This window comes from Paenibacillus sp. BJ-4, from assembly GCF_020404765.1.
Classification (GTDB): domain Bacteria; phylum Bacillota; class Bacilli; order Paenibacillales; family Paenibacillaceae; genus Paenibacillus.
Map to the genome: position 1 here is coordinate 219,092 of NZ_JAIVEM010000027.1, position 23,675 is coordinate 242,766.

A 23,675-nucleotide genomic window follows, 5' to 3' on the forward strand; every position below is an offset into this window, starting at 1 on the left:
CGTTTATTCATATGTTTTTGGGTAATCACGGACACAAGACAGGAAAATACCCCGGGTGCATGGAAGCGACCCAGGGTATTCCTATCCATTCAAAATTTAATCCGTAACAGGCAACCAGCCAGGAACCGTCATCAGCACCCCCCACAGGTAGTCCGGAATAACCAGCTCCTGTTGGGCTTGCTTGGACAAAGTCGTGCGAATGGTATCTTCTGTGCCGTTCTGCACCTTCTGAACCCATTGCGGCTCCATCAGAAGCGGACGTCCGAGCGAAACAAGCGGTATACCTGTCTCCAGCGCTGCAAGCGCATCGTCCGGTGTATTCAGCGACCCAACTCCCATAATCGGCACGCGGTTGCCAACTTTCTCATGGATGAGAACGGTACGTGAACGTTCATCGCTACGATCACGGAACGAACCGCCGAAGAAATGGTTGACGGAAATGTGCAGGTAATCCAGCCCTTGATCCGCCAAACGGTCTACGAGTACCATCGTATCGTCCAGCGTAATGCCTGGCGTGTGTCCTTCCTCGGGAGACAAACGATACCCAAAGATGAACGGTTGCTTGGCATGCGCAGCTATCACTTTTTTCACTTCTTGGACAACTGCCAGCGGGAAGGTCAAACGTTTCTCAAGGCTTCCTCCCCATTCATCGGTACGAATGTTGGAATGCGGGGAGAAGAACTGCTGCACCAGATAACCGTTCGCGCCGTGAAGCTCCACACCGTCATAACCCGCTTCAATCGCGCGGCGAGTTGCTTCGCCATAGGCGCGGATGACACGGTGAATATCGTCGGATGTCATTTCACGCGGCACAGGTGCGCCTTCTTTTTCCTCAGCTACTGCGCTTGCACTGATCGGCTGTCCGTCCGGAATTTGATCCGGTGGACACAGGCGACCACCATGGTAAATTTGCAGGATTGCTTTCGCACCCTCCTGATGAATCGTGTCAGCCAAACGACGCAGGCTCGGAATCATTTCATCCTTGTCGGCACCAAACTCATTTACGAAGCCTTTACCGTCTGGAGTCACATACACACAGGCCGTAATGACTGCGCCCACCCCGCCGGAACGTTCACGGTAGTAAGCCAACTCCTGGTCACTGACCTCACCATTTTCATGGGAAGCAAAGTTAGTCATAGGGGCCATCGTAATACGGTTTTTCAACGTAACGCCAGAGGGCAGGGTAAAAGCATCAAATAAAGGCTTATATTTCGGATTCATTCATTTTCTCTCCTTCAGTTTAAGTCAGATCAGATAGGGCCGTAAACCATGAAGCCTGTCTCTTGTTGCTTATTTTAATTGCTTACTTTAATACAGTGGTTATAATAACCACAGTATAATGATCCGCCCCCATAAAGTCAAATCCTACCTTTCTGACCCCTCTTAAACTGTCCGGAAGACCTGAACCTTAGCCACTTTTCACAAGCCATCGCCTTACGAAAAGTAGATTATGACAAATATCTTAATCCCTCCCATCTGCGCCATTTTTCTCCTCCCGGCGGGAAAACCAGGTCGCGAGCAACGAGCCGGAAATATTGTGCCACACACTGAAAATCGCACTTGGCACAGCAGCAATCGGATTAAAATGAGCGGCTGCCAGCGCAGCGCCCAATCCGGAATTTTGCATCCCCGTTTCCAATGTAACGGCTTTACGTTTGGACAGATTCATGCCGAACAGCTTGGCAAACCAATACCCGAGCAGGAACCCGATGCCATTATGTAAAATGACTACCGCAAAAATAATCGGGCCGGTTTCCAAAATCTTGCCCTTGCTTCCTGCAACCACAATCGCCACGATCAGTACAATTGCCAGCGTCGATACAAGTGGCAATGCCTTGACACTCGCATCCGCTTGTTTACGGAATAGCGATTTAACGATAACGCCCAGCACTATCGGTACGATAACCACGATGAGAATATCCATAATCAGCGACTTTGCATTAATATTCATCCAGCGCCCGGCAAGCAGGCTAATCATGGCCGGGGTCGCCAATGGAGCAATTAGCGTCGACACTGAAGCAATCGACACACCCAGCGCCACGTCACCTTTTGATAAAAGAGTCATGACGTTGGACGCGGTTCCGCTTGGGCAACAACCTACCAGAATAACTCCCACCGCAATGTCCGGTGGCAACTGCAATACCAACGCCAATGCATACGCCAGAAACGGCATAATCAGATAATGCCCGACTACACCAATAGCTACATCCACCGGACGACGGAATACTTCACGAAAATCTGCCGAGGATAAGGTTAGTCCCATGCCGAACATGACGATGCCAAGAAATAGCTGTATGTATCCTTTCAATCCTATAAACGCCGTAGGAAAGAAAAATCCCAGACATGCAAATAAAAGTACCCAGATCGAAAAGGTTCCCCCTACAAATTTCCCTACTTTTTCCAAACCATTCATTCTACTTATCCCCTTACTTCTATATAAGCTGAATTTGAGCAAATTCAGCTTATATAGTGCTTAAAATTTTTTTCATTGTACTACATATGACTGAATATACATACAACTTTTTATGAATATATTTGGATCATGAAACTTTCTCCTGCTCGGACATAATTGGTAGCAAAGTGGGTATATTCATAATAAAAGAATGTGACCAGCCGGTCATTTCTTCACTCACTCATTTAGGAGGAGATATCTCTATGTCACGAAGCCATCCGTATAAATGGTGGAATATTCTTGCATTCATCGCTGTTATCTTCGTTAATATTTTAGCTTCTACACTTCCCATCGGCGGTAGGAGCACTGCTGCTGTATCTAATATGTATCCTACCTTGGTAACACCAGCAGGCTTCGCCTTTTCTATCTGGTCGGTTATCTACCTGCTGCTCGCCTGCTTTGTCGTGTATCAAGGCACACCTACAGGCCAAGCCAAGACAAGTGTTCAGTCCATCGGAATTTTCTTTATTTTAAGCTGTCTCTTCAACATCATCTGGGTTTTCCTGTGGCAGTATGTATATGTAGAGCTGTGCGTCATCATCATTATGTTGTATCTACTCTCCCTGAGCGTCGTATACGTACGCACCCGCACGCCACAACCAACTCGCAGGGAAATGTGGTTCGTCAAGCTGCCATTCAGCCTGAATCTCGGTTGGGTGTCTGTTGCTACCATTATCAACATCGCGGTTGCCCTGAAAAAAAATGAATGGAGCGGCTGGGGACTCAGTGAACTCACATGGGCAATCATCATCCTGCTCATTGGAACCGCCATTGCCATCCTGGTTAGCTTCCCTTATCGTGACAGCATATATCCCCTCGTATCCGTATGGGCCTATGTCGCCATCGCCATCGGGCATCCAGACCATGAAAAGGTGCGGCTGGCTGCATTTATCTTGGCGGCAATCATTCTGGTGTACGCGCTATGGCTATTCTTGGCCCGCAACCGCGACCGGGATTAAAGGAAACTAATATCATCTGTAACGAGAACAAACGGGTGTCTCTATTAGAGGGGACACCCGTTTGTCGTATTTATTCGCCTCTCAATGCAATGACCTCAATCTCCACCAGTGCATCCTTAGGCAAACGGGCTACCTCCACCGCACTGCGAGCCGGATACGGCTGCTTGAAGAAAGAACTGTACACTTCATTAACGCTGACAAAATCGTTCATATCCTTCAGGAATACAGTCGCTTTCACGACCTGGTTCATGTTGCTACCTGCCGCTTCCAGTATGGCTTGTACGTTGCTCAGGGACAAACGCGCCTGTTCCTGTACATCTTTACCGAACTCACCTGTCACCGGGTTCAGTCCAAGTTGTCCTGAGGTGTAAATAAACCCGCCCGCCTCTACCGCTTGACTATAAGGGCCGATAGCACCGGGTGCTTTTTCAGTAGCAATAGTTTTCTTCATCTGTTGGATTCTCCTTCCTGATACTGGTTCACCGTATTATAGCACGTGAAGTCTAATGCCACTATTCCGCACTCATGTCTGCGCTTATGGATTAGCGTGTGGTGAGTTACTCTTAAGATACTATTTTCCGTTGTGCTATATTTTTTCAAGCCGGCTGTAACCTTTAAAGCTTGTGCATCATCTAACTTGATGTTCACCTTCTACAAAAGGATTTCACGCATTCAAATACAGGTACAATGATTACAGCCAGTATAAACGGGAAAGGAGCACCATCCTTTGAATCTCGAATCAAAATTACACCAAGCAAGGCACGGGGATCGCAAAGCATTCGTCGCCTTGATGAAGCATATGGAATCGGATATGTACGGTATGGCACGTTCCATTCTCCGCAGCAATGAGGATTGCGCTGACGCGATGCAAGAAGCAATGCTCAAGGCTTACAAATCTCTGGGTGAGCTGCGTGAGCCTCGTTATTTTAAAACATGGCTGCTTCGCATCCTCATTAATGAGTGCCATCTGATCCTCCGTAAGCAAAAGAGGGTCGTACCCGTGGCGGAATTTATAAGGGAACCCTCCACCTCAGGCGGATATGAAAAAATCGAGCTGCGCGAGGCTATTGATCACTTGGAGGAATCCATGCGAACCGTGATTTCCCTGCACTATTTGCGGGATATGCCGATCAAAGAAATATCAGAGGTGCTGAATTTGTCAGAGGGGGCCGTCAAAACACGTCTGCACCGCGCCCGTAGAATATTAATGGACATGCTGCAAAATCGTCAGGAAAGGAAGATGACCATTCAATGAAGCCTTCGGAGTTTGGAACACAGGATCAGGAACTGGAACAGAAATTGCAATGGGAAAAACAAAATCTGGAGGTAGATACGCTGACGATTCCCGACTCAGTAAGACAACGCCTTGATGCATTTTATGAACGGATAGAATCCGATACGGAGACGTTAGCGCCCCCTCCATATCCACATCGAATGGTCAAAAGGATTCTTCGGGGAAGCGCAATTACCGCTGCTTCTGCGGCTGTCATTGGCTTTATGATCATCGGCAGCGCCTTTGTCTCACCTACAATGGCTGAATCATTAAAACAAGTGCCGCTTATCGACAGCGTATTCAAGCTGGCTGGCGACCTCGGGCTGCAAACTGCCGATCAGAAAGGGCTGGCGACCTCCACGAATCTCAGTGTTACCCATGACGGTATTACATTGAAAGTATCTCAAATTATTTTTGACGGCACACGTCTGGTCATTGCGCTTGGAAAACAAGACGGCGATCAGGAAGTTTTACCCTTGTTTTCAAAAGTAACCTCAGATGGACACAAGCTTGAAGACATCATAGAACAACTCGACTTATTCATTAACGGGAAATCAGTGATCAACGAAAATGGCGCGTTTCGTTTATTGACATGGGGCCCGGGCAAAGACAGCAATTCTATGCTAATCTCCTATATGCGCGACCCTGTCAGCGGTTCACCTGCCTTACCAAATCAGTTCGAGCTAAAAGTATACAGCAAATTAAAGGGAGTAGCGGAGCCGTTCACTATCCAAACGACTGTTCACAAAACGAAGATCGCCAGTAAGGTACTCCAGCCACAGATGAGCAAATCCACCCCGTATCTTAAATTTACTGCAGATCAGGTGGAAATGACCCCGGTTACAACCAAAGTCATCACAACGTTCACTATGCTTGTGGACCTTAAAGAGATGCCTGACGACTATGCAATGGAGCGCAAGTATATTTCTACAGAGGGACCACACAAAAACTATACCAAAAAAGAACTCAATGTCCTCGGTTATGCGGTTTTTGACGATCAGGGACGTGAATTAAAAATGCTTAGTGGTTCGGGAAGTTCTCTTTCCAAAAACCATCCGGGCAAAACGGTCATGTTGTTTACTCCTTTTGTGGAGCCACCGAAAAAGATTATCTTCAAACCATTTTTCAATCCCACCAAACCGGATGGAAGGGCCATTCTGGACGCTAACGGCAACTGGACCCGCCGTTACATTTCTGAGTTGGAGATTACGATGGATGTACCACAAAATACAAACCAAAAATGAAACTACAAACAACGCCGCTTGCTACCCGAATCGCCGGGTAACAGCGGCGTTATTGTCATTGGGTATCCTGAAATAAGCGAGATTTTACACGTTGTCATCCGTACCCGTTCCTGTACCAGCTTCCTCTTCATTTGAGGTCAGTTCTGCACCGATGACCCGAATAATATCATTCGGATAAATATGTACGCCGCTTGCCTGTGCGAGAGCAATTCGTACCATGGCTCGTGCGATGACCGAAGCTGGGATGGCACGGTAGGGAGCGAGCTTGCCCGTCATCATGCCATCCAGTGCCTTCATGACAACTGCAGCAGCGGTTTCGCCAAGACGTCGTTCAGGCCTCGCACCCAAAATCAGCGAAGGGCGGAACAAATGGAGCGCCGGCAATCCAATAGCGGCAAGCGCCTCCTCTGCCTCTCCTTTGATACGGTTGTAAAACACACGTGAATTCGGGTCGGCTCCCATCGCGGAAATAGCGAGCATCTGTACTGCACCAGCTTCTCTGCCCAAGCGAGCAGTCTGAACCGGATAGTCCAGATCCACCCTGCGAAACTGCTCCTTGGAGCCAGCCTTTTTCATCGTCGTCCCCAGACAGCAAAAAACATCATCAGCCCCTTCGAAGGCGAACGCCGTCTTCTGCGGCTGCTCCCAGTCGATGTTTGCCTGCTCAAGCTTGGGATGCTTGATTTCCAGCGAACGTCTGCCCACAACCATGACGCGGCTGTATTCCTTTTGCACCAGCAGCTCCCGTACCACATATCCCCCGACAAGCCCCGTTGCCCCTACAACGACCGCTTTACGTTCCATGATGACCTCCTTTGTGCACCTAACAATTCTGCTTCTACATGGCGCATCAGGTTAATTTAAATGGCTGCTTGCCCGCCTCCTTGCTTTCGGATGGACACATAGGCAGGTATAGGGAAAAGGTACTTCCCTTGCCTTCTTCACTCTCCAGACGGATAAAACCGCCCAGCAAGCGCGAAAAATCGCGGCTAATGGACAGTCCCAACCCGGTTCCTCCATATTTGCGATTAATGGAACTGTTCGCCTGCTGAAATGCCTCAAAAATAATATGCTGCTGAAGCTCTGAAATACCGATTCCCGTATCTTTCACTGCAATGACAACCCAATCCCCCTCCTGTCCCTTTCGATCCAGATGCTGTGTGCTGATTTCCAGCAATACACTTCCTTCATGAGTGAACTTAAAGGCATTGGACAATAGATTGCGTAAAATTTGCTGTACACGTTTGGGATCGGATCGGATTTCATCCGGTATATTTTCATGTACCTTCAGGCTGAATTCAATATTTTTATCCTTCGCAGTGACTTCAAAATGCATCATCATCACCTGTGCAAGCTCGTGTATATTAATCGGTTCATTTACAATTTCCATGCGCCCAGCCTCGACCTTGGACAGATCCAGAATGTCATTGATTAATTGGAGCAAATCATGCCCCGAGGCATAGATCAGATCGCTATACAGAGATAGCTCGTCCTCATCCAGTTCCTTTCCCTGCTCGTTGATAATCTGTGCCAGATTAATAATACTGTTAAGAGGTGTACGCAGCTCATGCGACATCGTTGCCATAAAATCCGATTTATATTGAGAGGCCATCATGAGTTGCTTGGCACGTTCCTCCAAAACAATCTTCGCCTTCTGCAACTCATTGCGCTGCTGCGATAGTAGATGATTTGCCTGTTTAATCTGAGAATTGCGCAGTTGCTCCATCTGAAAATCACGTAAAATCAGAGCAAATAAAAAGCTGAGGACCACGCCGATAGGCAGTATAAGAGGAACAACCTCCGCTACATAATAGCGCCAGGGAATGACGCCCAGGAAGGCAATATTTATCGTATTGACGATATTAACCGCTAAAATGGTCACCGATGCCTTAATGATCAGACGCCAGGTGGACCGACGCATCCAGTAGTTCAATCCGGCACACAGTACGCCCAGAATGCTCATATTCAAAAATCCAACCCACGCCGCCATATTCAGGCCAAAGGTAAATCTCGTAAGTCCGATCGCCACCCCAATAATAATAAGCGTGTAGGAACGGGGATACACCAACGCCGCAATAATCAACGGAACAAAGCGCAGGTCGAAAATCACCGTCTCACTAAAATTAAAGCCAAAGCAAGAGCTGATCCATCCACCAAATACCACCAGCAGCACCGAGCTGATATATTTAAACCGCGAAGAGGTGCGACTCAAGCCATATTTATAAATCACATTCGCCACATAGGCAACGGCTATCAGCATCCCCAAATTGATTACAAACATCATTGAAAATTGCACGGACTCACACTCCCATAGCACAAAAAATTGGATGCCACGCCTATGCTAACCGCTTTTGTCTTTCTTGTACATCATACCATGAAGCACCATTTTTCGACATGTCCAATGACGTTCTATGGGGTATCAAAAAAAGCGAACCGCAGTGGCTCGCCCTCGTGGAGTTATCTCTGATTTCAGCTTATGATGCCTTTATTCCGGCGCCATTCCTTGACAAATAATTCGGCAAAGTAAGGGTCCCACTGAGTCCCTTTTCCTTCCTCCAATATCATAACCGCCTTCTCTTCCTTCATACCTTTACGGTATGGGCGATCCGACGTCATCGCATCATATGCGTCTGCCACCGCAATAATCCGTCCAAAAAGCGGGATATCCTCCCCGGAGAGCTGGTCAGGATATCCCTTGCCATCATAACGCTCGTGGTGCGAACGCACGCCAGGCAAATAAGGAGCCATGGCATAAGCCGGTTCAACCTGGCGGAGAATGCTTTCTCCCATGACGGGGTGCATTTTAATCTGGTCAAATTCCTCGTCCGTCAGCTTGCCATCCTTGAGCAGTACAGCATCAGGCACGCCGATTTTACCGATATCATGCAGTAAGGCTGTTTTACGCAGCAAGTCGAGATCCGTCTCGTTCAAGCCACCTTTTCGCCCAATGAGCACAGAATACTCAGCCACACGCAAAGAATGCCCCGCGGTATAGGCGTCCCGGGCATCCAGGGCCGCCGCCAAAGTAGCAAAATAACTGTCCAATAGCTGACCGTTCTTTTCTTCCCGCTCCTTGAGGCCCTCGATCATCATGTTGAAGCCTTCGACCAGCTCCGCAAATTCGTCGGAATACAAATCGCTGGCATTACTGTTCAGGCGACCTTCCCGCACTTCGTTCATTTTTTCCAGCAGGTGATGGATTGGCTGCTCGATCTCACGGGTCAGCAGTCTTCCTCCCAAATAGGCAAAAGCCACACCAAAAATTAAAATCGTTCCTGCCCATAGCCAATAGGAGCTGGAGGGCGTCGCATCCAATCGTTCCAGCCGAATCTGCGTAGCCAGACAAAATAAAAACAGCGGAAAAGCACCGATTAGCGTCGCGCTCAACTGAAATTTATGCCGCAGTGATAGCAGCACGCGCCCTCGCAGTGACAGGTTCAGTCCATATTGCTGATACGTCCGTTCCTGAAACTCCTCCAGCAGCGGCCGAATCGCTCTCATCGTCAGAAAAAATTCAACCAGTGCGTGCATAGAAGCAACCAGACAAGCCCCTATGCAAGCAATGCCTACGTAATAAAAGGGAAAGGTAAGCTGTCCGGTATGTATCATCCATAGGGCTATACCTGCTGCCGGTATGGAGAACCCCAACAAATGCGGGCCTATAATACGTAAAACCGACAAATTAGGCAGATGATGAACCCGTATATACACCGCTTCTACATCCTCGAATGTTGTTGGTTTGCCGTGGAAAAATTGATGAACAGGTCTCAGATGCATCCGAAACGCAGTAACTTCACAGCCAATCATAATCATGCTGGAAAATAAAATGATTTTCACAAGCCCCAGAAATTCATAGTGGGCTACATTTAACGTGGAAAATACAAAAATCGCACCTACCAATAATACAGCGATCAACGAACCTATAACATAGTTCAGGATAACATGCTGAATAAAGCGCTTATAGATCGGCAAATAGCTACCCCTCTTTTCATCCGTACGCTCATATAATATCTTGTTTATTCAATATCGGAGTCCAACCGTCAAAAGTTAACCTTCATTGCCAACAAAACAACCACATATCCGATGATACGCAGTTGTCGTGATTACAATTAAAAGCCCCTTGTGTTTTAGAATCATTCTTGCTATAATATTAAAGTATGTATTAACCCCATAGGATTCCGCGCAATAGGCTACACTCCTTATCACCGCATGGAGCTTCTCCAAATTTTATGTATAACCCAAATGTAGAATTTTGAGCTTTTGCCGTAAGATTTTCACATTCACACTGGCGCGGTCATCGGAGCCGCAAGGACGAAAGAGAGGTAGGGCTTTTGTCGTTTGGAAAATAAACAGTGGAATCAGACTGCCCCTTATGAACATGCTGACCATATTATGCAAGGTAGCAGGGGTTGAATATATATTATGCCGTCAAACGATGAAGTTTGAGCAGGCCATGCAGTCTACGTAGACTGCAATCAATCCTCCGGATGATCCCCGGGGGATTTTTAGTTGTTATTTTTTATGGATATAAGTGTGTTTGATTCACCAGATGAGCATGTGTATGAACAAAAAAGTGGCCCTGCCGATACATCGACAGGGCCTATAGCTTGATCAAAAAGGGGTTAATACGGTCATTATAGTCTCTCTTTCTTAAAATTAAATGATATGCACCTTAAAAACTCATTAATTTTCCAGTTTAAAATGTCTTAGCATTTTGTAAAATCCTCACCTTCTAATAATTCGTCCAATATTCTGTATTGTCCAGCGGTGTCGTCGGTGTAGTGGAACGCCCTGTTCCCATTGGAGTACGCCTATGGACCGAAGGCCGCTCCCACCCTTCCAGTAAAATTACATGTTGGGTACCTGTGTTATTTTCCCATGTGATATAGCGCTCTTGTTCCATATGTCGCAAGGCGGCTGTAATTTCAGCGTCTCGCTTGCCCGTTTTGACGGTTAATTCCGTCATCGTCGGCATGTGGCGATGCTGGGCAAAATAGTTGTACAAGATACGTAATAGCTTTCGTTCCAAATCAGGCAGCATCATCTTTCCTCCCTTTCCAGGTTCCCAGCCATTGACCGGGATGATAATAGCAAAGAACATATGTTCCCATTGTAACATATAAAAATGCACCCTCCTACCGGAAGATGCATTTGGGCTTGTATGCCCATGTCAAATTCAGTTTTTTTCCTTCTCCTGACGGCCGACAGAGCGCAGCCACCAGACGATTCCCCCAACGCTTCCTAGTGCCAGAACCGTTAGGAAAATAATATAGAACAAATGAAATGCACGATCACTCATGGCAATCGCCTCCTTACTTTATGTATACACTTTCCAGCCAAGAGTGTAAACCTCTTTTTGATCCTTCAGTCTATTTTTTTCCACCCCCTTAACAAGAGGGCTCTGGTTGTGGGTATTCGGTGCATGCTGACCAAATATGGTTAATACCACATATGGCAATACCACATATAACAGACCAAGGAGGTTATCAAATATGAAATTTCTTTTGATCGTCATCATCGTCGTGCTGATCGTTGTTTTGCTTATGAGAAGACGCAGATAAACCTAGGCATCCCGTCGGTTAAAAAAATATACAAAAATGGCTTTCGACATATTGCCGAAAGCCTCTATTCACCTGAGATTAAGGCTGAATTACGCCTTACTCTTCTTGCTGTATTTAATAAAACCAATCACAAGCGCTACGGCAAACAATATTCCGCTGACCACCCATGTTGTCAGAAATGCCATACCCAAACCGACATTCGCTCCCATCGTCGGGTGCTTCATCGTATTAAACATCGAGCCTTGCATCATAAATATGGTGCAAAATAAAACAACGGGCGCCAAAATAATCGTGCTTGCCGTCTTCCGGCTACCTGATACTGCGATCACACACAGCGCAGAGATCACCAAGATCACCCAATATATAACTGCTTCCCAAATCATTGAAGTGCCCACCTGTTCGACCTCTCTTCTATCCATTCATAAATGTCTCTTCCATTGTAACAGACGTCACACAGTGAACCAAGCCATTTTTGATAAGAAAAGGGGTAATTCCCACGGATAGCGTAAATAATATATAGTAGTAGAAGTCCTCTATCAAAGGCATGAAAGGAAATGATCCCATGAGAAGTGCAAGCCCTTATGTCATTGTAAACGATGTACAGCAGACGATTGATTATTATCAATCTGTTTTAGGTGGAACAATCAAAGTGCTGAATAAGCATGAAGGCAAGCTTTTACACGCTGAACTGCACCTCGGCAACAGTCATATTCATTTTTCCGATTCCTACGGCAAACCGCTGAAAGCACAGCCTGTACAAATCATTCTCGACTGTGAGAGTGAGGAGGAGCTTAAACGTGCTTACCACGCACTCGCCGAAAAAGGGACCATCACCGTGGAACTGCAGGACACCTTTTTTGGTGCGCTGCACGGCCAAGTCACGGATCACCTGAATCAGATTGGATGGGTAATGAACTATTTCAAGAGATAAGCACGCTCAGCCATAACCGAATACGTCTTGTAGCCACCATCCACGTTTCTCACCGAATAACCGTGCTGAGTCAAAATTCTGGCCGCTAGATAGCCGCGCAAGCCGACCTGACAAGATACCGCGATCTCCAGGTCACGAGGGATTTCAGACATTCGATCTCTAAGCTCAGCCAAAGGAATATGGATAGAACCCGGAATGGCTCCAGCCCGCAGCTCCACCTGATCCCTGACATCTATAATCACACCGCCATTGCGGTGAAAATCGTCAACCTCATGCCACTGTAACGTTTGGACAAGCCCATCCATGATATTGGAAGCCACGTAACCAGCCATATTCACAGGATCTTTTGCCGAAGAATATGGAGGCGCGTAAGCAAGCTCAAGGTCAGCCAGATCACGGACATTCAGATTGCCGCGAATCGCTGTCGCAATGATGTCAATCCTTTTGTCTGCTCCGTCGGCGCCAATAGCCTGTGCCCCGTAGATCATACCTGTGCCTGGATTAAACAGCAGCTTGATGGAAATTGGCGATGCCCCGGGATAATAACCTGCATGCGAACCGGGATGAATATGAATCGCTTTATAGGGAACGCCCAGCCGTGACAATGTTTTTTCGTTATTTCCTGTAGAGGCTGCGGTCAATGCAAAGACCTTAATAACGGAAGTCCCGAGCGCGCCATCATAGGAAATGGCTTGACCGTTAATGTGATCTGCCGCCAAACGCCCCTGCCGATTGGCTCCCCAAGCCAGCGCCATGGTCGCAAATCCATGATTGCGGTCTTTGACCTGGATAGCGTCCCCTACCGCATAAATGGCCGGATCGCTGGTTTGCAGCTGGGCATTTACCTGAATGGCCCCGTGAAAACCAAGCTCCAATCCGCTTTGCTTGGCCAGCTCATTTTCAGGAACAACACCAATTGCCAGAATAACCATGTCTGTCCGAAGCATATCGCCTGAGGTCAAGCGAAGCTGTGTTCCCTGGTCTTCAAAAGCCGCGACTCCTTCCTCTAAACGTATCTCCACCCCGTTGAGCTTCATATGCTGCTCTACCAGCTTGGCCATTTCAGGATCTAGCGGATTAAGGACTTGCTGTCCCATGTCAACAAGGGTCACCGCAAGGCCGCGTTCCCGCAAATTGTCAGCCATCTCCAGCCCAATAAATCCACCACCGATCACCGTGGCATGTTTGGGCTGGCTTTCATCTACATATGTCTTAATGACGTCCGTGTCATGAATGTTTCTTAACGTAAATACATTCGCGGCTTCATGTAAGCCAGGAATGTCCGGCATCATCGGTTTGGCTCCTGGCGACAATACCACAACGTCATACGGCTGCTCTCCCGTCTCTCCTGTCGTCATATCACGGAAACGGACGAGCTTATGCTCGCGGTCTATTTGCACCACTTCGTTCAGCACCCGCACATCAATATTAAAGCGTTCTCTAATCCCTTGGGGTGTCTGGACAAACAGCTTCTCACGCGCCTGAATCGTCCCGCCAATATAATAAGGAAGACCGCAGTTCGCAAAAGAAACATGCTCTCCGCGTTCAAACAAAATAATCTCGTCTTCCTCATTCCATCTCCGCAATCTCGCCGCAGCAGAAGCTCCGCCTGCTACCCCGCCAATAACAACTATTTTTCTGCCCATTCCTTCGCCTCCTTGTATACCCTATAGGGTATATAATATACCTATAGGGGTATATTGTCAACGCAAAAAAGATGGAGGATATCCCCCACCTGATCAACCACTGAATCCTAACGAATGCCTATCACACTCGTCTATCAAACCAATAACGATCCCTATCTACCGCTGACTGGCCGCGATCGCTTGCTCCAAATCGTACAAAATATCTTCAATCGCTTCTGTCCCAACGGATAGACGCAACAGCTCCGGTTTGACCCCGGCAGCAACCTGTTCCTCCGCACTAAGCTGCTGGTGCGTTGTGCTCGCCGGGTGAATGATCAAAGACTTGGAATCACCCACATTAGCCAGATGGGAAAATAGCTTCACATTGGCGATCAGCTTGCTTCCCGCCTGACTCCCGCCTTTGATGCCAAAGGTCAGGATCGCTCCTTGCCCTTTAGGCAAGTATTTTTGGGCTAACTCGTAGGATGGATGGCTCGGCAATCCGGAGTAGCTGACCCACTCCACATCCTTGTGGCTTTCGAGATACTGCGCTACCTTCAGTGCGTTCTGACTATGTCTCTCCAGCCGCAGATGGAGCGTCTCCAGGCCTTGCAGCAGCAGCCATGAGTTGAATGGTGAAATAGCTGCACCCAGGTCACGCAGCAATTGCACTCGCGCTTTGATAATATACGCGATCGGTCCCACCGCCTCGGTATACACGACCCCGTGGTAGCTTGGGTCCGGCTCGGTCAGTCCCGGGAAACGGCCGCTCGCCTTCCAGTCAAACCTGCCGCTGTCCACGATCACACCGCCAATAGATGTACCATGTCCACCAATAAATTTCGTGGCCGAATGCACAACAATGTCCGCTCCGTATTCGATAGGTCGCAATAAATAGGGGCTCGGAAACGTGTTATCCACAATCAGCGGAATGCCATATTCGTGTGCAATCGCCGCAACAGCTTCTATATCCAGCACATTACCCTGCGGGTTGCCAATCGTTTCCGCAAATATAGCCTTCGTTTTATCCGTAATGGCTTTGCGGAAGTTCTCCGGGTCGTCCGAATCGACAAAATGCACCTTAATGCCCAATTTCGGTAGTGTGGTAGAAAATAGATTATATGTACCGCCATACAGGCTGGAGGCCGATACAATTTCATCTCCTGCTCCTGCAATGTTCAGGATGGAAAAGGAAATCGCTGCTGCTCCCGAAGCCGTTGCCAACGCACCAGCTCCTCCCTCCAGAGCCGCAATCCGTTGCTCGAACACATCCGTGGTCGGATTCATCAGACGCGTATAGATGTTGCCGAACTCTTTTAGTGAGAACAAATCAGCCGCATGCTCCGCATCCCGAAATCCATACGAAGTCGTTTGATATAGCGGAACGGCACGGGCAAAAGTAGTAGGATCAATTTGTTGTCCGGCGTGGACAGCGAGAGTTTCAAATGACAGCTTGCGTTCTTCTGACATGGTTATTTCCTCCCTTGTTATACGTGCTGTATGAATCGTCTCTTCCTGTATGCATAGTCGTAGATGATTTTTCAATCATTCTCGCACAAAATGAATCATTTGGGAAGATAATTCTCATTATTCAGGTAGGAAATTATTATTTTGTTGAATCATCAGGTTTCGGCTCGGAAGGTTTTGCCCAAATGGTCACCCAAACCAAAATAATGGCGGAAATTATAGATGAGAGGACTCCACTTGGTCGGATCAATATGGTTTTCTCCTAGAAGCTTATCCTGGTGAACATGTACCTGCACAGCCTGGGTTTCGACGATCGCAAAATAAGAAGCGTGGTCAGGAATGCGGATATGTCTCACCTCAGCTTCAATCTGAATAGGACATTCCCTGATTCGGGTGGGCTTGACCCTAATAGATTCAATCGGAGTTAATCCGCTAATCTCATACTTATCTTTTTGATAGGTAAATCCATTTTGCTTCTTTTCCGCCGGTACAGGATTTTTGCCTGTGTAGGGAGCCAAGCGTTCTACATTCTCCCACATAGAAGGCCCCGGAACGTTGATGACACATTCAGAATGCCGTTTCATATTTTCGAACGCTTTCCCGGTTATTCCAATGCCTAATACCAGGCAATCGCCCAATGCCCATGAGGAGGAGATGGGGCTAATATTTACAGTGTCGTCCTCATTCAATGTATTAAGCAAAACGACAGGTGTCCCGTAATATAAAATGCTTGGATTAATCGTCTTTATGTCTTGATTATGACTTATGGGTTTCATGTTCTTTTCTCCTTCTGTTCATATCTGCCTCCTTATTGTAAAATAAAAACATTTCAAGCTTCATCGAAGTATGGATTACAGAAGTATGAATTACAAAGGGGGTTAACTGTGCCATGAGCACCAAATCAAATGTAGCCATGATTGCTTCTCTCGTGAGCGAGCCTTCCCGTGCTGCCATACTTACCGCTTTATTAGACGGCAGGTTCCATACGGCAAGCGAATTGGCCCATATGGCTGGTATTAAACCGCAAACGGCCAGCTTTCATTTATCTAAAATGATCGAGGCACAAGCCGTTACTGTGGAAAAACAAGGACGACATCGCTATTTCGGCATACAAAATCCTGAGGTTGCCCGCGTGATGGAGTCACTTTTATCCATAGCTCCGCCCGTTCAAATTAAATCGTTCAAACAAGCCGCTGAAAACGAGGCCATACGGTTGGCAAGAACTTGCTACGACCATCTTGCAGGTCATTTAGGCGTACAAATCATGAATTCTTTGATGCAAAAGGGGATTCTGTCCGAGAATCAGGACGGACTTCACATTACCGGAAAAGGAGAGGCTTTCTTTGCAGATTTCCAGGTTGATCTTACACAAACGAGACAAAAACGCCGCTCCTTCTCCCATAAATGTCTGGATTGGAGTGAACGGCGCCACCATTTAGCCGGGGCTTTGGGGAGTGCCCTTTTAGACAGATTATTGGCCTTACACTGGATTGAACGTCTGCCCACAACCCGGGCGATACGCGTTACAGCAGAGGGTAAGAGAGGCTTTATAGAACTATTTTCAATAGACATCGGCTAGATTAGCTACTCATGAAAGCGTCCCTTTTTCTAAAAAAGCCAGCATTTCATTTAACGATTTTTGAGCTGAATGGACATTGTATCGTGAAGAGTACGGGTCACTGAATCCATGTTGTCCGTTATATTGGTATGCTCTGACATTATGGCGGTGATCTAAGGTAGAAATTAGCTCACCTACATCAAAGGATGGCTCCTCCTGTGGGAAAAATAGCAGTGTTGGACATTGTGGGGTCACTTCCAAATAATTTCTAATACGTGAGCCATAAAATCCTACGAGGCCATCGACACATTGCTCTTCACTACATAGCCAGGCAGTCGTTGCCCCTATGCTAAATCCGACGATAAATATTTTGTTATAGCGATCTCGAATACTTAATAACAAACTTTTAATTTGTGATGAAGCGTGGGTAAAGCCTACATTGTCCACAAAATTTTGATAGGCAGCTTCCTCTTGTGAATAGTCAAAGGGGGCTTGTCTTCCCAGTAAATCTGGACAAATCACGTCATACCCCTGATCCGATAATAATCTGCACATATGCTGTATATGCTGGTTCATCCCGTAAATCTCATGCAACACAACGATTACGGTGTCCGACTTTTGTTCAATGCTTATCATGGTGTGTGTACCTCCAACTCCTTTTATTAGGAACATTATATCCATTCCAATGATCCTGGTATATATTGTTTTTAAGTTATTAGGTCATCCTGCGTTTTCCCTGATACTAGGTATACCCGAAACTCGAAATGGTCTCGCCTAAAAATTTTACCCGCAATCTTGACCGATTCCGGCGTAATCTTCTCTACTACTCCACCATAATCCTCAAACGTTACGCGTAATTCCTCATCAATAGATGCAACGTATACGTGCAACTGAACCAAAGCAGCTCCAAACAATTCCATGTCCGTATTTAATATTTTAAATGTGCGATTCATGACGATCACCTCCACAAATTCATTCGGTAGATCATATAAGGTTTCCTTCTACGATAATCATTTGACTAACAGCGGTACTGAAATACGCTCATTTCACTCAATTTAATGCCAAGTACCTTTTTATACATTATCGACGACCTACGTACCTCAAAAATTTAAATTCCACTATATATCTTATTTGTAATATATAGAATTTAATGTTTAGACAATTTTCCCCATAGAGTTTTATAATTCACTTGTTATTACATATATTTAGGAGGAAGTCATGAAAAATATCATATTAAAAAAACTAGGAACTATGATGTTAGCCCTACTCCTTGGAGTTTCGGTGTTCTCATTGTTCCCTACAGTTACAAAAGCAGAAACGGCAAATGTGACTTGGTCAAATGGATCTTTAGATAGAACTCTCACGAAAATAAATGAAGCTGACAAAGCAACCATAGGAAAAACCTCAGGTAAATGGTACTGGGAAATAACAATAAAAGATACATGGGTTCAGTCTGCAGTTGCCATAGGAATTACTGGAGAAACAGGTGCATTACCATCATCCTCATGGGATATAATTACAGCTTATGGATTCACTCCTGAATTATTTATTAAAACAAAAAACACATCAGACAAGTTTCAAAGAACAACTTATGGTAGTCAATTCGGCAACAAAGACGTTATTGGTGTAGCTCTAGATTTGGACAGCGACAAGATCACATGGTATAAAAATGGGGTTTCCCAAGGAACAAGTATTGCAAAACCTTCGGAGCTTGCTGGATCACAAGTGTTTCCACTGATTTTAAATGGTACATCATCAGAAAAAACGCTCACTGCTAATTTTGGAGCTAGTTCCTTTAAATATCCTATTCCCGAAGGTTTTTTACCTTATCAAGCTACGGACGGATCTACAACACCAGATCCATCTACAACACCGGACCCATCTACTAAGCCTGATCCATCTACAACACCGGACCCATCTACTAAACCTGATCCGTCTACAACACCGGATCCGTCGGATACAGATGGTAACTCCCAACCAACTGGTGATTGCGCTATTCTAACTGTAACAATGGACAATGGATTTGATAAAGAATTTGATCTGAGCAAAAAAGAACTGAACGCCTTCATCGCTTGGTATGATGCTAAAGATGCTGGTAGAGGTGCTTCTTTCTTTGCCATTGACAAGCATAATAATAACAAAGGACCATTCAGTAACCGTAAGGATTACGTCATTTTCAACAAAATACTCACCTTTGAAGTAAGCGAATATTCAACCAAATAAAACATTATGAAGGACTTCATATCAGCCACGTGCTAATGAAGTCCTTCTTTATATTTAGGACTAGTAATTAGGTAACTCTAAAAAGTGTTATATATTTACTGCCAATATTCGATAATAAACGTAACAAGATAAAATGAGCAACTACCTCAACCGATGAGGATACTCACAGGAGAATTCATCATGTCCAAAAAAATTCTATTCATTGCTCTACTTTCTGTAGCTCTAACAGCTTGTGGAAGCAATATTAAAGAAGAAACAACAAAATTCGGGTCTGATTCTTCAACTACCTCCTTTGCTACTGAACAAACAGCGAGCAACGAAAATATTACTGAGGAAGCTTCTACAAGTAATCAAGTCTCAGATCAACAATATTTATTTGCCGATTTCATGAAAGATGGGACACCTGTTTTAACAGAAGATCAAGCTTCTATGGAGCAAACATCTTACGACTTCATTGTTAAAAACGGTGACTTATTTCCTTCCACAGATAAAAGCAAAGTCATTAATCTGGTGGACAAATCTGTCACCACAAAACACTTAAATAAAAGTCTGAATTTACACTTAAACAAATTTGTAAAAATAAGCGGCGATGTAATAGATATAGAAGAAGATAACACTGATGTAGGAACAATGGCTATCGTTTATATTAGTGATGAAAATGATAATACAGTAATGGCAGTTTACCCCGGAGCAAGTGGGGACATTTTTGAGGGTGACGCTGCTACGGTTATTGGAGTTCCTATTGCTAATTTTTCATATGAAAATGTTTCAGGTGGCTATACGAATACTACACTATTAGCAGCTTCTTTTCTCACAAAAGAAAATCAATAGATTTAAACATTTAAGCCCTTCGGGGCTTTTTTTATTAAACAAAGCAAATTGCTCACTCCAATAAAAAAGCGAAATACTCTGTCGCTCAACACCATACTTAATTCTAAAGTAGTTGAATACAGGAAACCAATTCGATAAAATGGACAATAGAATGGGAGGGATTACATGCAGATAAATAGTTTTGATGAATTGGGAAATGCTTTATCGTTCCTGCAATGTGTACTAGTTGCCAGACGTTCAAAAATAAACCCCGAACACATTACTTGGGCACAATATGATGTGTTGGAGCTTTTGCGCATTCGTGGTCCATTGGTGCCGTCGGTCATAAGTGATGCTTTAGGGTCATCACGTTCAAGTACATCAAAAATTCTCCGTATGTTGAAAGATAAGCAATTAATTCAACAAACCGAGGGGCAGCAAGACCGACGAGAGCAGACAACAGCAATTACTAACAAGGGTCAAGAGTTTTTAGCGGGTGCTTCTCAAAGTAGGAACGAGGCGGCAGAAATAGCAGCTTCCATACTTACAAAAGGTGAACAAGCCATTTTTGCTGAACTTTGTCATAAAGTGGCGGCCGCACTTCAAGATAAATAAAATTAAGACAGAGCTATATGATTTTCATTCGGAAATTAAATAACTAGTTAGCTTTTTGAATGGGGGTCGTAAGCATTCCCAAAAATCAAATTACTGTTTTTACAGGTGTATCAGACTCGGGTAAGTCATCACTCGTATTTGATACGATTGCAGCAGAATCACAACGACAGCTCAATGAAACATTTACGAGTTTTGTTAGACATCGACTCCCCCATTATGGACAACCAGATGTGGATTCGCTGGAAAACTTATCGGTAGCGATTGTTGTAGACCAAAAAAGAATTGGCGGCTTCCACTATTATTCCTGCATTGGTTGGACGACTTGAAAATCTGATTTACATAGGGCTTAACTATTTAAGCCTGAATCGGGAAACTTCTACGCTTTCCGGCGGTGAATCTCAGCGAGTCAAAATGGTTCGACACCTCGGTAGCAGCTTAACAGGGTTAACTTATATCTTTGACGAACCCAGTATTGGTTTGCACCCCCATGATGTGCATAGGCTAAACACGTTTATGAAACTCCTGCGGGATAATGGCAATACGGTATTGATTGTAGAGCATGACCCTGATGTGATTTCTATTGCTGACCATGTAATTGACATTGGCCCAAAAGCAGGATCTTACAGTGGAAATATCGTTTATCAAGGGGATTTCGCAGGGCTTAAGAATGCTGATACGTTGACAGGACGTTATTTGAATCGCCAGTTATGTTTGAAGCTGAACAGAAGGGAGCCACAAGGCTTTCTTACCATTGAACATGCAACGATGCATAATCTCAAGAATGTATCGGTAAAAATCCCGAAAGAAGCTATGACCGTTGTAACAGGTGTTGCAGGTTCGGGAAAAAGTACACTTATTAACCGTGTATTGCCAAAGCATTACTGCGATGCCGTTTTTATTGACCAATGCGACTTGCGCGGTTCAAAGCGTTCAAATCCGGCAACCTATACAGGAATGTTTGACTCGATTCGTGAGTTATTTGCAAAGGCCAACAAGGTAAACGCGTCCCTTTTCAGCTTCAATTCCGCAGGTGCCTGCCCGGAATGCAAGGGACTTGGTATTACCTATACCGATCTTGCTTTTATGGACCCAATTGTAAGCACATGCGAAGTGTGTGGTGGCCGCAGATTTACAGATCAGGTACTCACCTATACTCTGCGCGGGAAAAATATTAGCGATGTTCTAAATTTAAACATTACGGAGGCAAGGAACTTTTTTCATGAGAAAACCATTAAATCCATTTTGGACAGGATGCATGATGTTGGATTGGATTACATAACGCTTGGACAGCCAATCAACACTCTTTCGGGCGGCGAGCGGCAGCGTATTCGACTGGCAACCGAACTTCAAAACAGCGGTCAAATTTATGTGTTTGATGAACCGACCACCGGCCTTCATATGTCCGATGTTGACCGTCTTATCGCTCATATGAATCGACTTGTGGATAATGGCAGTTAAATACGCGCTTTTAGGAGCCTTCCAATGGCAGTTTTTGCGGTTGGAGGCTCCTTTCTATTTTCCTCGGCTCTGTTACGGTCAATCAAACGCTAGTTGAAATAAAAAAGTAATTATTTGACTTTTTTTAGTTCCTCGACATAAGCTGCTACAAAAAACGTAGTGTGGGAAAAACCAAAAAAAAATGGTATTGAGAAGTCATAGTAACGGCTCAAGCCATTTTGGTTATAACGATGGACAATGGATTGGATAAGGAATTCGATCTGAGTAAAAAAGAACTAAGTGCAACAAAGGTCCATTTAGCAGCCGTAAAGACTACGTAATATTCAATAAAATTCTTACATTTGAAGTAAGCGAGTATTCAACTACATAAAATAAAAGAAGGACTCAATTTGGCTAACATTAGTTCTTTTAACAATGGTAATTAAAAGAGCAGTGAGATTTTATCCTATCCCACCCGCTCTTTACTTTGTACCTTATAGATACTTTTCTGTGATAACAATCAACGTTTATCTGGATTACGACGTCTTAAACCGAGTAATCCAGCTAGACCTATAAGGCCGAGCCATCCCCAGTTATCATTGTCATCATCACCATTGTTATTAGTTGTTTGCATTTGGGCTGTACCTGTCTCATTAGTGCCTGTCCCAGTGGTACTGGTTTCAGCAAATGCTACAGATCCTCCGATACTTGAAATCATTATTACCATCAAAAGCATGGTCTTAACCTTTTTCAACACAAATCGACTCCTTTTATTCTTAGTGTTTGCAGTTGTTTTTTTAATAATTTTAGCGTGTCCAATGTACCCTATTTTGTATGCAACTTATTTTAAGTGCTCTTATGGCTCATCTCTATTCTTACATTAAATTTTCACTGTTGGGCACCATAAACTCGTACAAAATAAAAAAACAAAGGAGTGGTAATTAAAATGGGTATCCTAAGCGGTAATCCTAAAAATGAGCCTATGCACTATGGAGAAATTTATAGTGTATGGATGTTTTCTGCATTAGCAAAGGGCAGCATTTCCTTTTACCAAGCATTTTTAAACCACGCTGGAGACAAGGAACTAAAAAAAATGCTTGATGATCTTATCGATCAGGCCAAACTTGAGATCAAAGAATGCGATACATTGCTCACTGATAATGGAATTGCCCCAGCTCCTGTCATGCCAGAAAGACCACCTGTGAAACTTGAAGATATTCCTGCAGGTGCAAGGTTTACTGATCCCGAAATAGCAGCTAAAATCGCTTCAGATACTTCCATTGGCCTTACAACTTGTAGCCAAGCTATGGGTCAATCAGTCAGAGAAGACATTGGTGCTTTATTCGCTAAGTATCACCTTACTAAGACGGCTTTAGGCGTTCGAATACTTCAAATGAACAAAGAAAAAGGCTGGCTTATTCCTCCACCTCTACAATTAAAGCGTCCTGAGCCTGTGAATGCATAATTGAAATAAAATTTAAAAATCCCCGCCGACCAGTTAAGGTTAGCGGGGATTTTCT

The 23,675-nt window shown here is 45.0% G+C and carries 24 protein-coding genes and 2 pseudogenes; 11 read left to right on the forward strand and 15 right to left on the reverse strand.

All coding sequences use genetic code 11. From position 1 onward, the window contains the following. Positions 1-96 precede the first annotated feature (96 nt). Both LCF57_RS06035 and LCF57_RS06040 read right to left on the reverse strand, forming a co-directional pair. Positions 97-1,221, reverse strand: coding sequence for an NADH-dependent flavin oxidoreductase (locus tag LCF57_RS06035; RefSeq protein WP_225999885.1), 1,125 nt, complete (start codon positions 1,219-1,221; stop codon positions 97-99). A gap of 241 nt (positions 1,222-1,462) precedes the next feature. Further along, positions 1,463-2,413 carry a bile acid:sodium symporter family protein gene (locus LCF57_RS06040; protein ID WP_225999886.1) on the reverse strand — a complete coding sequence of 317 codons (951 nt, stop codon included), beginning with the start codon at positions 2,411-2,413 and terminating at the stop codon, positions 1,463-1,465. A 242-nt stretch (positions 2,414-2,655) separates the two neighbouring features. Here LCF57_RS06040 and LCF57_RS06045 point away from each other — a divergent pair, with 242 nt between their 5' ends. Further along, positions 2,656-3,411: a tryptophan-rich sensory protein gene (locus tag LCF57_RS06045; protein WP_225999887.1), complete on the forward strand. Its 756-nt coding sequence runs from the start codon at positions 2,656-2,658 to the stop codon at positions 3,409-3,411. A 70-nt stretch (positions 3,412-3,481) separates the two neighbouring features. Here the strand turns inward: LCF57_RS06045 and LCF57_RS06050 are convergent, their stop codons facing one another. Beyond that, a complete protein-coding gene (locus LCF57_RS06050; RefSeq protein WP_225999888.1) occupies positions 3,482-3,862 on the reverse strand; it encodes a RidA family protein in 381 nt (126 codons plus the stop codon). A gap of 276 nt (positions 3,863-4,138) precedes the next feature. Here LCF57_RS06050 and LCF57_RS06055 point away from each other — a divergent pair, with 276 nt between their 5' ends. Continuing rightward, complete coding sequence (locus tag LCF57_RS06055) at positions 4,139-4,666, forward strand: sigma-70 family RNA polymerase sigma factor (protein ID WP_225999889.1); 528 nt, start codon at positions 4,139-4,141, stop codon at positions 4,664-4,666. After that, positions 4,663-5,928 carry a DUF4179 domain-containing protein gene (locus tag LCF57_RS06060; protein WP_225999890.1) on the forward strand — a complete coding sequence of 422 codons (1,266 nt, stop codon included), beginning with the start codon at positions 4,663-4,665 and terminating at the stop codon, positions 5,926-5,928. The genes LCF57_RS06055 and LCF57_RS06060 overlap by 4 nt, the downstream gene beginning before the upstream one ends. 84 nt (positions 5,929-6,012) lie before the next feature. Here LCF57_RS06060 and LCF57_RS06065 read toward each other — a convergent pair whose 3' ends face one another. The 6 genes from LCF57_RS06065 to LCF57_RS06085 all read right to left on the reverse strand — a co-directional run bounded on the left by LCF57_RS06065 (position 6,013) and on the right by LCF57_RS06085 (position 11,908). Further along, positions 6,013-6,732, reverse strand: coding sequence for an NAD(P)H-binding protein (locus tag LCF57_RS06065; RefSeq protein WP_225999891.1), 720 nt, complete (start codon positions 6,730-6,732; stop codon positions 6,013-6,015). Between the two features lie 46 nt (positions 6,733-6,778). Then, positions 6,779-8,224, reverse strand: coding sequence for a sensor histidine kinase (locus LCF57_RS06070; protein WP_225999892.1), 1,446 nt, complete (start codon positions 8,222-8,224; stop codon positions 6,779-6,781). 173 nt (positions 8,225-8,397) lie between these two features. Beyond that, positions 8,398-9,900 (reverse strand): HD-GYP domain-containing protein, encoded by a 1,503-nt coding sequence (locus LCF57_RS06075; RefSeq protein WP_225999893.1) that lies wholly within the window; start codon positions 9,898-9,900, stop codon positions 8,398-8,400. 760 nt (positions 9,901-10,660) lie between these two features. Continuing rightward, positions 10,661-10,969, reverse strand: coding sequence for a hypothetical protein (locus LCF57_RS06080; protein WP_413232184.1), 309 nt, complete (start codon positions 10,967-10,969; stop codon positions 10,661-10,663). 135 nt (positions 10,970-11,104) lie between these two features. Next, positions 11,105-11,227, reverse strand: coding sequence for a hypothetical protein (locus tag LCF57_RS27515; protein ID WP_264083493.1), 123 nt, complete (start codon positions 11,225-11,227; stop codon positions 11,105-11,107). Positions 11,228-11,578: 351 nt separating this feature from the next. Continuing rightward, the gene (locus LCF57_RS06085; RefSeq protein WP_225999895.1) at positions 11,579-11,908 is read right to left on the reverse strand and encodes a hypothetical protein; all 330 of its coding nucleotides are present in this window, start codon (positions 11,906-11,908) and stop codon (positions 11,579-11,581) included. A gap of 143 nt (positions 11,909-12,051) precedes the next feature. Here LCF57_RS06085 and LCF57_RS06090 point away from each other — a divergent pair, with 143 nt between their 5' ends. Then, entirely contained in the window at positions 12,052-12,420 is a 369-nt protein-coding gene (locus LCF57_RS06090; RefSeq protein ID WP_225999896.1) for a VOC family protein, read from the forward strand. Here LCF57_RS06090 and LCF57_RS06095 read toward each other — a convergent pair. The 3 genes from LCF57_RS06095 to LCF57_RS06105 form a co-directional block, all read right to left on the reverse strand. Next, complete coding sequence (locus tag LCF57_RS06095) at positions 12,405-14,066, reverse strand: CoA-disulfide reductase (RefSeq protein ID WP_225999897.1); 1,662 nt, start codon at positions 14,064-14,066, stop codon at positions 12,405-12,407. The genes LCF57_RS06090 and LCF57_RS06095 overlap by 16 nt on opposite strands. Before the next feature lie 156 nt (positions 14,067-14,222). Next, entirely contained in the window at positions 14,223-15,515 is a 1,293-nt protein-coding gene (locus tag LCF57_RS06100) for a homocysteine synthase (protein ID WP_225999898.1), read from the reverse strand. A 152-nt stretch (positions 15,516-15,667) separates the two neighbouring features. Further along, positions 15,668-16,288, reverse strand: coding sequence for a flavin reductase family protein (locus tag LCF57_RS06105; protein WP_225999899.1), 621 nt, complete (start codon positions 16,286-16,288; stop codon positions 15,668-15,670). Positions 16,289-16,401: 113 nt separating this feature from the next. Between LCF57_RS06105 and LCF57_RS06110 the strand changes: the two genes are divergently transcribed. Continuing rightward, positions 16,402-17,091: an ArsR/SmtB family transcription factor gene (locus tag LCF57_RS06110; protein WP_225999900.1), complete on the forward strand. Its 690-nt coding sequence runs from the start codon at positions 16,402-16,404 to the stop codon at positions 17,089-17,091. Positions 17,092-17,100: 9 nt separating this feature from the next. On the opposite strand, the gene LCF57_RS06115 is transcribed toward LCF57_RS06110, so the two are convergent. Together LCF57_RS06115 and LCF57_RS06120 are read right to left on the reverse strand one after the other, a co-directional pair. Further along, on the reverse strand, positions 17,101-17,706 hold the full coding sequence (locus tag LCF57_RS06115) for a dienelactone hydrolase family protein (protein ID WP_225999901.1): 606 nt from the start codon (positions 17,704-17,706) through the stop codon (positions 17,101-17,103). A gap of 71 nt (positions 17,707-17,777) precedes the next feature. After that, complete coding sequence (locus LCF57_RS06120; RefSeq protein ID WP_225999902.1) at positions 17,778-18,023, reverse strand: hypothetical protein; 246 nt, start codon at positions 18,021-18,023, stop codon at positions 17,778-17,780. A gap of 265 nt (positions 18,024-18,288) precedes the next feature. Here LCF57_RS06120 and LCF57_RS06125 point away from each other — a divergent pair, with 265 nt between their 5' ends. From LCF57_RS06125 to LCF57_RS06145, 5 genes and pseudogenes are all read left to right on the forward strand, one after another. Further along, a complete protein-coding gene (locus tag LCF57_RS06125; protein ID WP_225999903.1) occupies positions 18,289-19,293 on the forward strand; it encodes an SPRY domain-containing protein in 1,005 nt (334 codons plus the stop codon). 180 nt (positions 19,294-19,473) lie between these two features. Then, positions 19,474-20,124, forward strand: a complete 651-nt coding sequence (locus LCF57_RS06130; protein ID WP_225999904.1) for a hypothetical protein — start codon at positions 19,474-19,476, stop codon at positions 20,122-20,124. Between the two features lie 165 nt (positions 20,125-20,289). Beyond that, positions 20,290-20,718 (forward strand): MarR family winged helix-turn-helix transcriptional regulator, encoded by a 429-nt coding sequence (locus tag LCF57_RS06135; protein WP_225999905.1) that lies wholly within the window; start codon positions 20,290-20,292, stop codon positions 20,716-20,718. Between the two features lie 59 nt (positions 20,719-20,777). After that, positions 20,778-22,173 (forward strand): annotated as a pseudogene (locus LCF57_RS06140) (ATP-binding cassette domain-containing protein); the annotation flags it as partial. A 212-nt stretch (positions 22,174-22,385) separates the two neighbouring features. Next, positions 22,386-22,546 (forward strand): annotated as a pseudogene (locus LCF57_RS06145) (ran-binding protein 10); the annotation flags it as partial. 129 nt (positions 22,547-22,675) lie between these two features. Here the strand turns inward: LCF57_RS06145 and LCF57_RS06150 are convergent. Then, complete coding sequence (locus tag LCF57_RS06150) at positions 22,676-22,909, reverse strand: WGxxGxxG family protein (RefSeq protein ID WP_225999906.1); 234 nt, start codon at positions 22,907-22,909, stop codon at positions 22,676-22,678. 192 nt (positions 22,910-23,101) lie between these two features. Between LCF57_RS06150 and LCF57_RS06155 the strand changes: the two genes are divergently transcribed. Further along, positions 23,102-23,620, forward strand: a complete 519-nt coding sequence (locus LCF57_RS06155) for a DUF3231 family protein (RefSeq protein WP_225999907.1) — start codon at positions 23,102-23,104, stop codon at positions 23,618-23,620. Positions 23,621-23,675 lie beyond the last annotated feature (55 nt).

Bases quoted from the DNA above. Each gene is read 5' to 3' on its own strand.
- LCF57_RS06035 (WP_225999885.1), bottom strand. From the start codon at position 1,221: ATGAATCCGAAATATAAGCCTTTATTTGATGCTTTTACCCTGCCCTCT.
- LCF57_RS06040 (WP_225999886.1), bottom strand. From the start codon at position 2,413: ATGAATGGTTTGGAAAAAGTAGGGAAATTTGTAGGGGGAACCTTTTCG.
- LCF57_RS06045 (WP_225999887.1), top strand. From the start codon at position 2,656: ATGTCACGAAGCCATCCGTATAAATGGTGGAATATTCTTGCATTCATC.
- LCF57_RS06050 (WP_225999888.1), bottom strand. From the start codon at position 3,862: ATGAAGAAAACTATTGCTACTGAAAAAGCACCCGGTGCTATCGGCCCT.
- LCF57_RS06060 (WP_225999890.1), top strand. From the start codon at position 4,663: ATGAAGCCTTCGGAGTTTGGAACACAGGATCAGGAACTGGAACAGAAA.
- LCF57_RS06065 (WP_225999891.1), bottom strand. From the start codon at position 6,732: ATGGAACGTAAAGCGGTCGTTGTAGGGGCAACGGGGCTTGTCGGGGGA.
- LCF57_RS06080 (WP_413232184.1), bottom strand. From the start codon at position 10,969: ATGCTGCCTGATTTGGAACGAAAGCTATTACGTATCTTGTACAACTAT.
- LCF57_RS27515 (WP_264083493.1), bottom strand. From the start codon at position 11,227: ATGAGTGATCGTGCATTTCATTTGTTCTATATTATTTTCCTAACGGTT.
- LCF57_RS06085 (WP_225999895.1), bottom strand. From the start codon at position 11,908: ATGGATAGAAGAGAGGTCGAACAGGTGGGCACTTCAATGATTTGGGAA.
- LCF57_RS06090 (WP_225999896.1), top strand. From the start codon at position 12,052: ATGAGAAGTGCAAGCCCTTATGTCATTGTAAACGATGTACAGCAGACG.
- LCF57_RS06095 (WP_225999897.1), bottom strand. From the start codon at position 14,066: ATGGGCAGAAAAATAGTTGTTATTGGCGGGGTAGCAGGCGGAGCTTCT.
- LCF57_RS06100 (WP_225999898.1), bottom strand. From the start codon at position 15,515: ATGTCAGAAGAACGCAAGCTGTCATTTGAAACTCTCGCTGTCCACGCC.
- LCF57_RS06105 (WP_225999899.1), bottom strand. From the start codon at position 16,288: ATGAAACCCATAAGTCATAATCAAGACATAAAGACGATTAATCCAAGC.
- LCF57_RS06110 (WP_225999900.1), top strand. From the start codon at position 16,402: ATGAGCACCAAATCAAATGTAGCCATGATTGCTTCTCTCGTGAGCGAG.
- LCF57_RS06115 (WP_225999901.1), bottom strand. From the start codon at position 17,706: ATGATAAGCATTGAACAAAAGTCGGACACCGTAATCGTTGTGTTGCAT.
- LCF57_RS06120 (WP_225999902.1), bottom strand. From the start codon at position 18,023: ATGAATCGCACATTTAAAATATTAAATACGGACATGGAATTGTTTGGA.
- LCF57_RS06125 (WP_225999903.1), top strand. From the start codon at position 18,289: ATGAAAAATATCATATTAAAAAAACTAGGAACTATGATGTTAGCCCTA.
- LCF57_RS06130 (WP_225999904.1), top strand. From the start codon at position 19,474: ATGTCCAAAAAAATTCTATTCATTGCTCTACTTTCTGTAGCTCTAACA.
- LCF57_RS06135 (WP_225999905.1), top strand. From the start codon at position 20,290: ATGCAGATAAATAGTTTTGATGAATTGGGAAATGCTTTATCGTTCCTG.
- LCF57_RS06155 (WP_225999907.1), top strand. From the start codon at position 23,102: ATGGGTATCCTAAGCGGTAATCCTAAAAATGAGCCTATGCACTATGGA.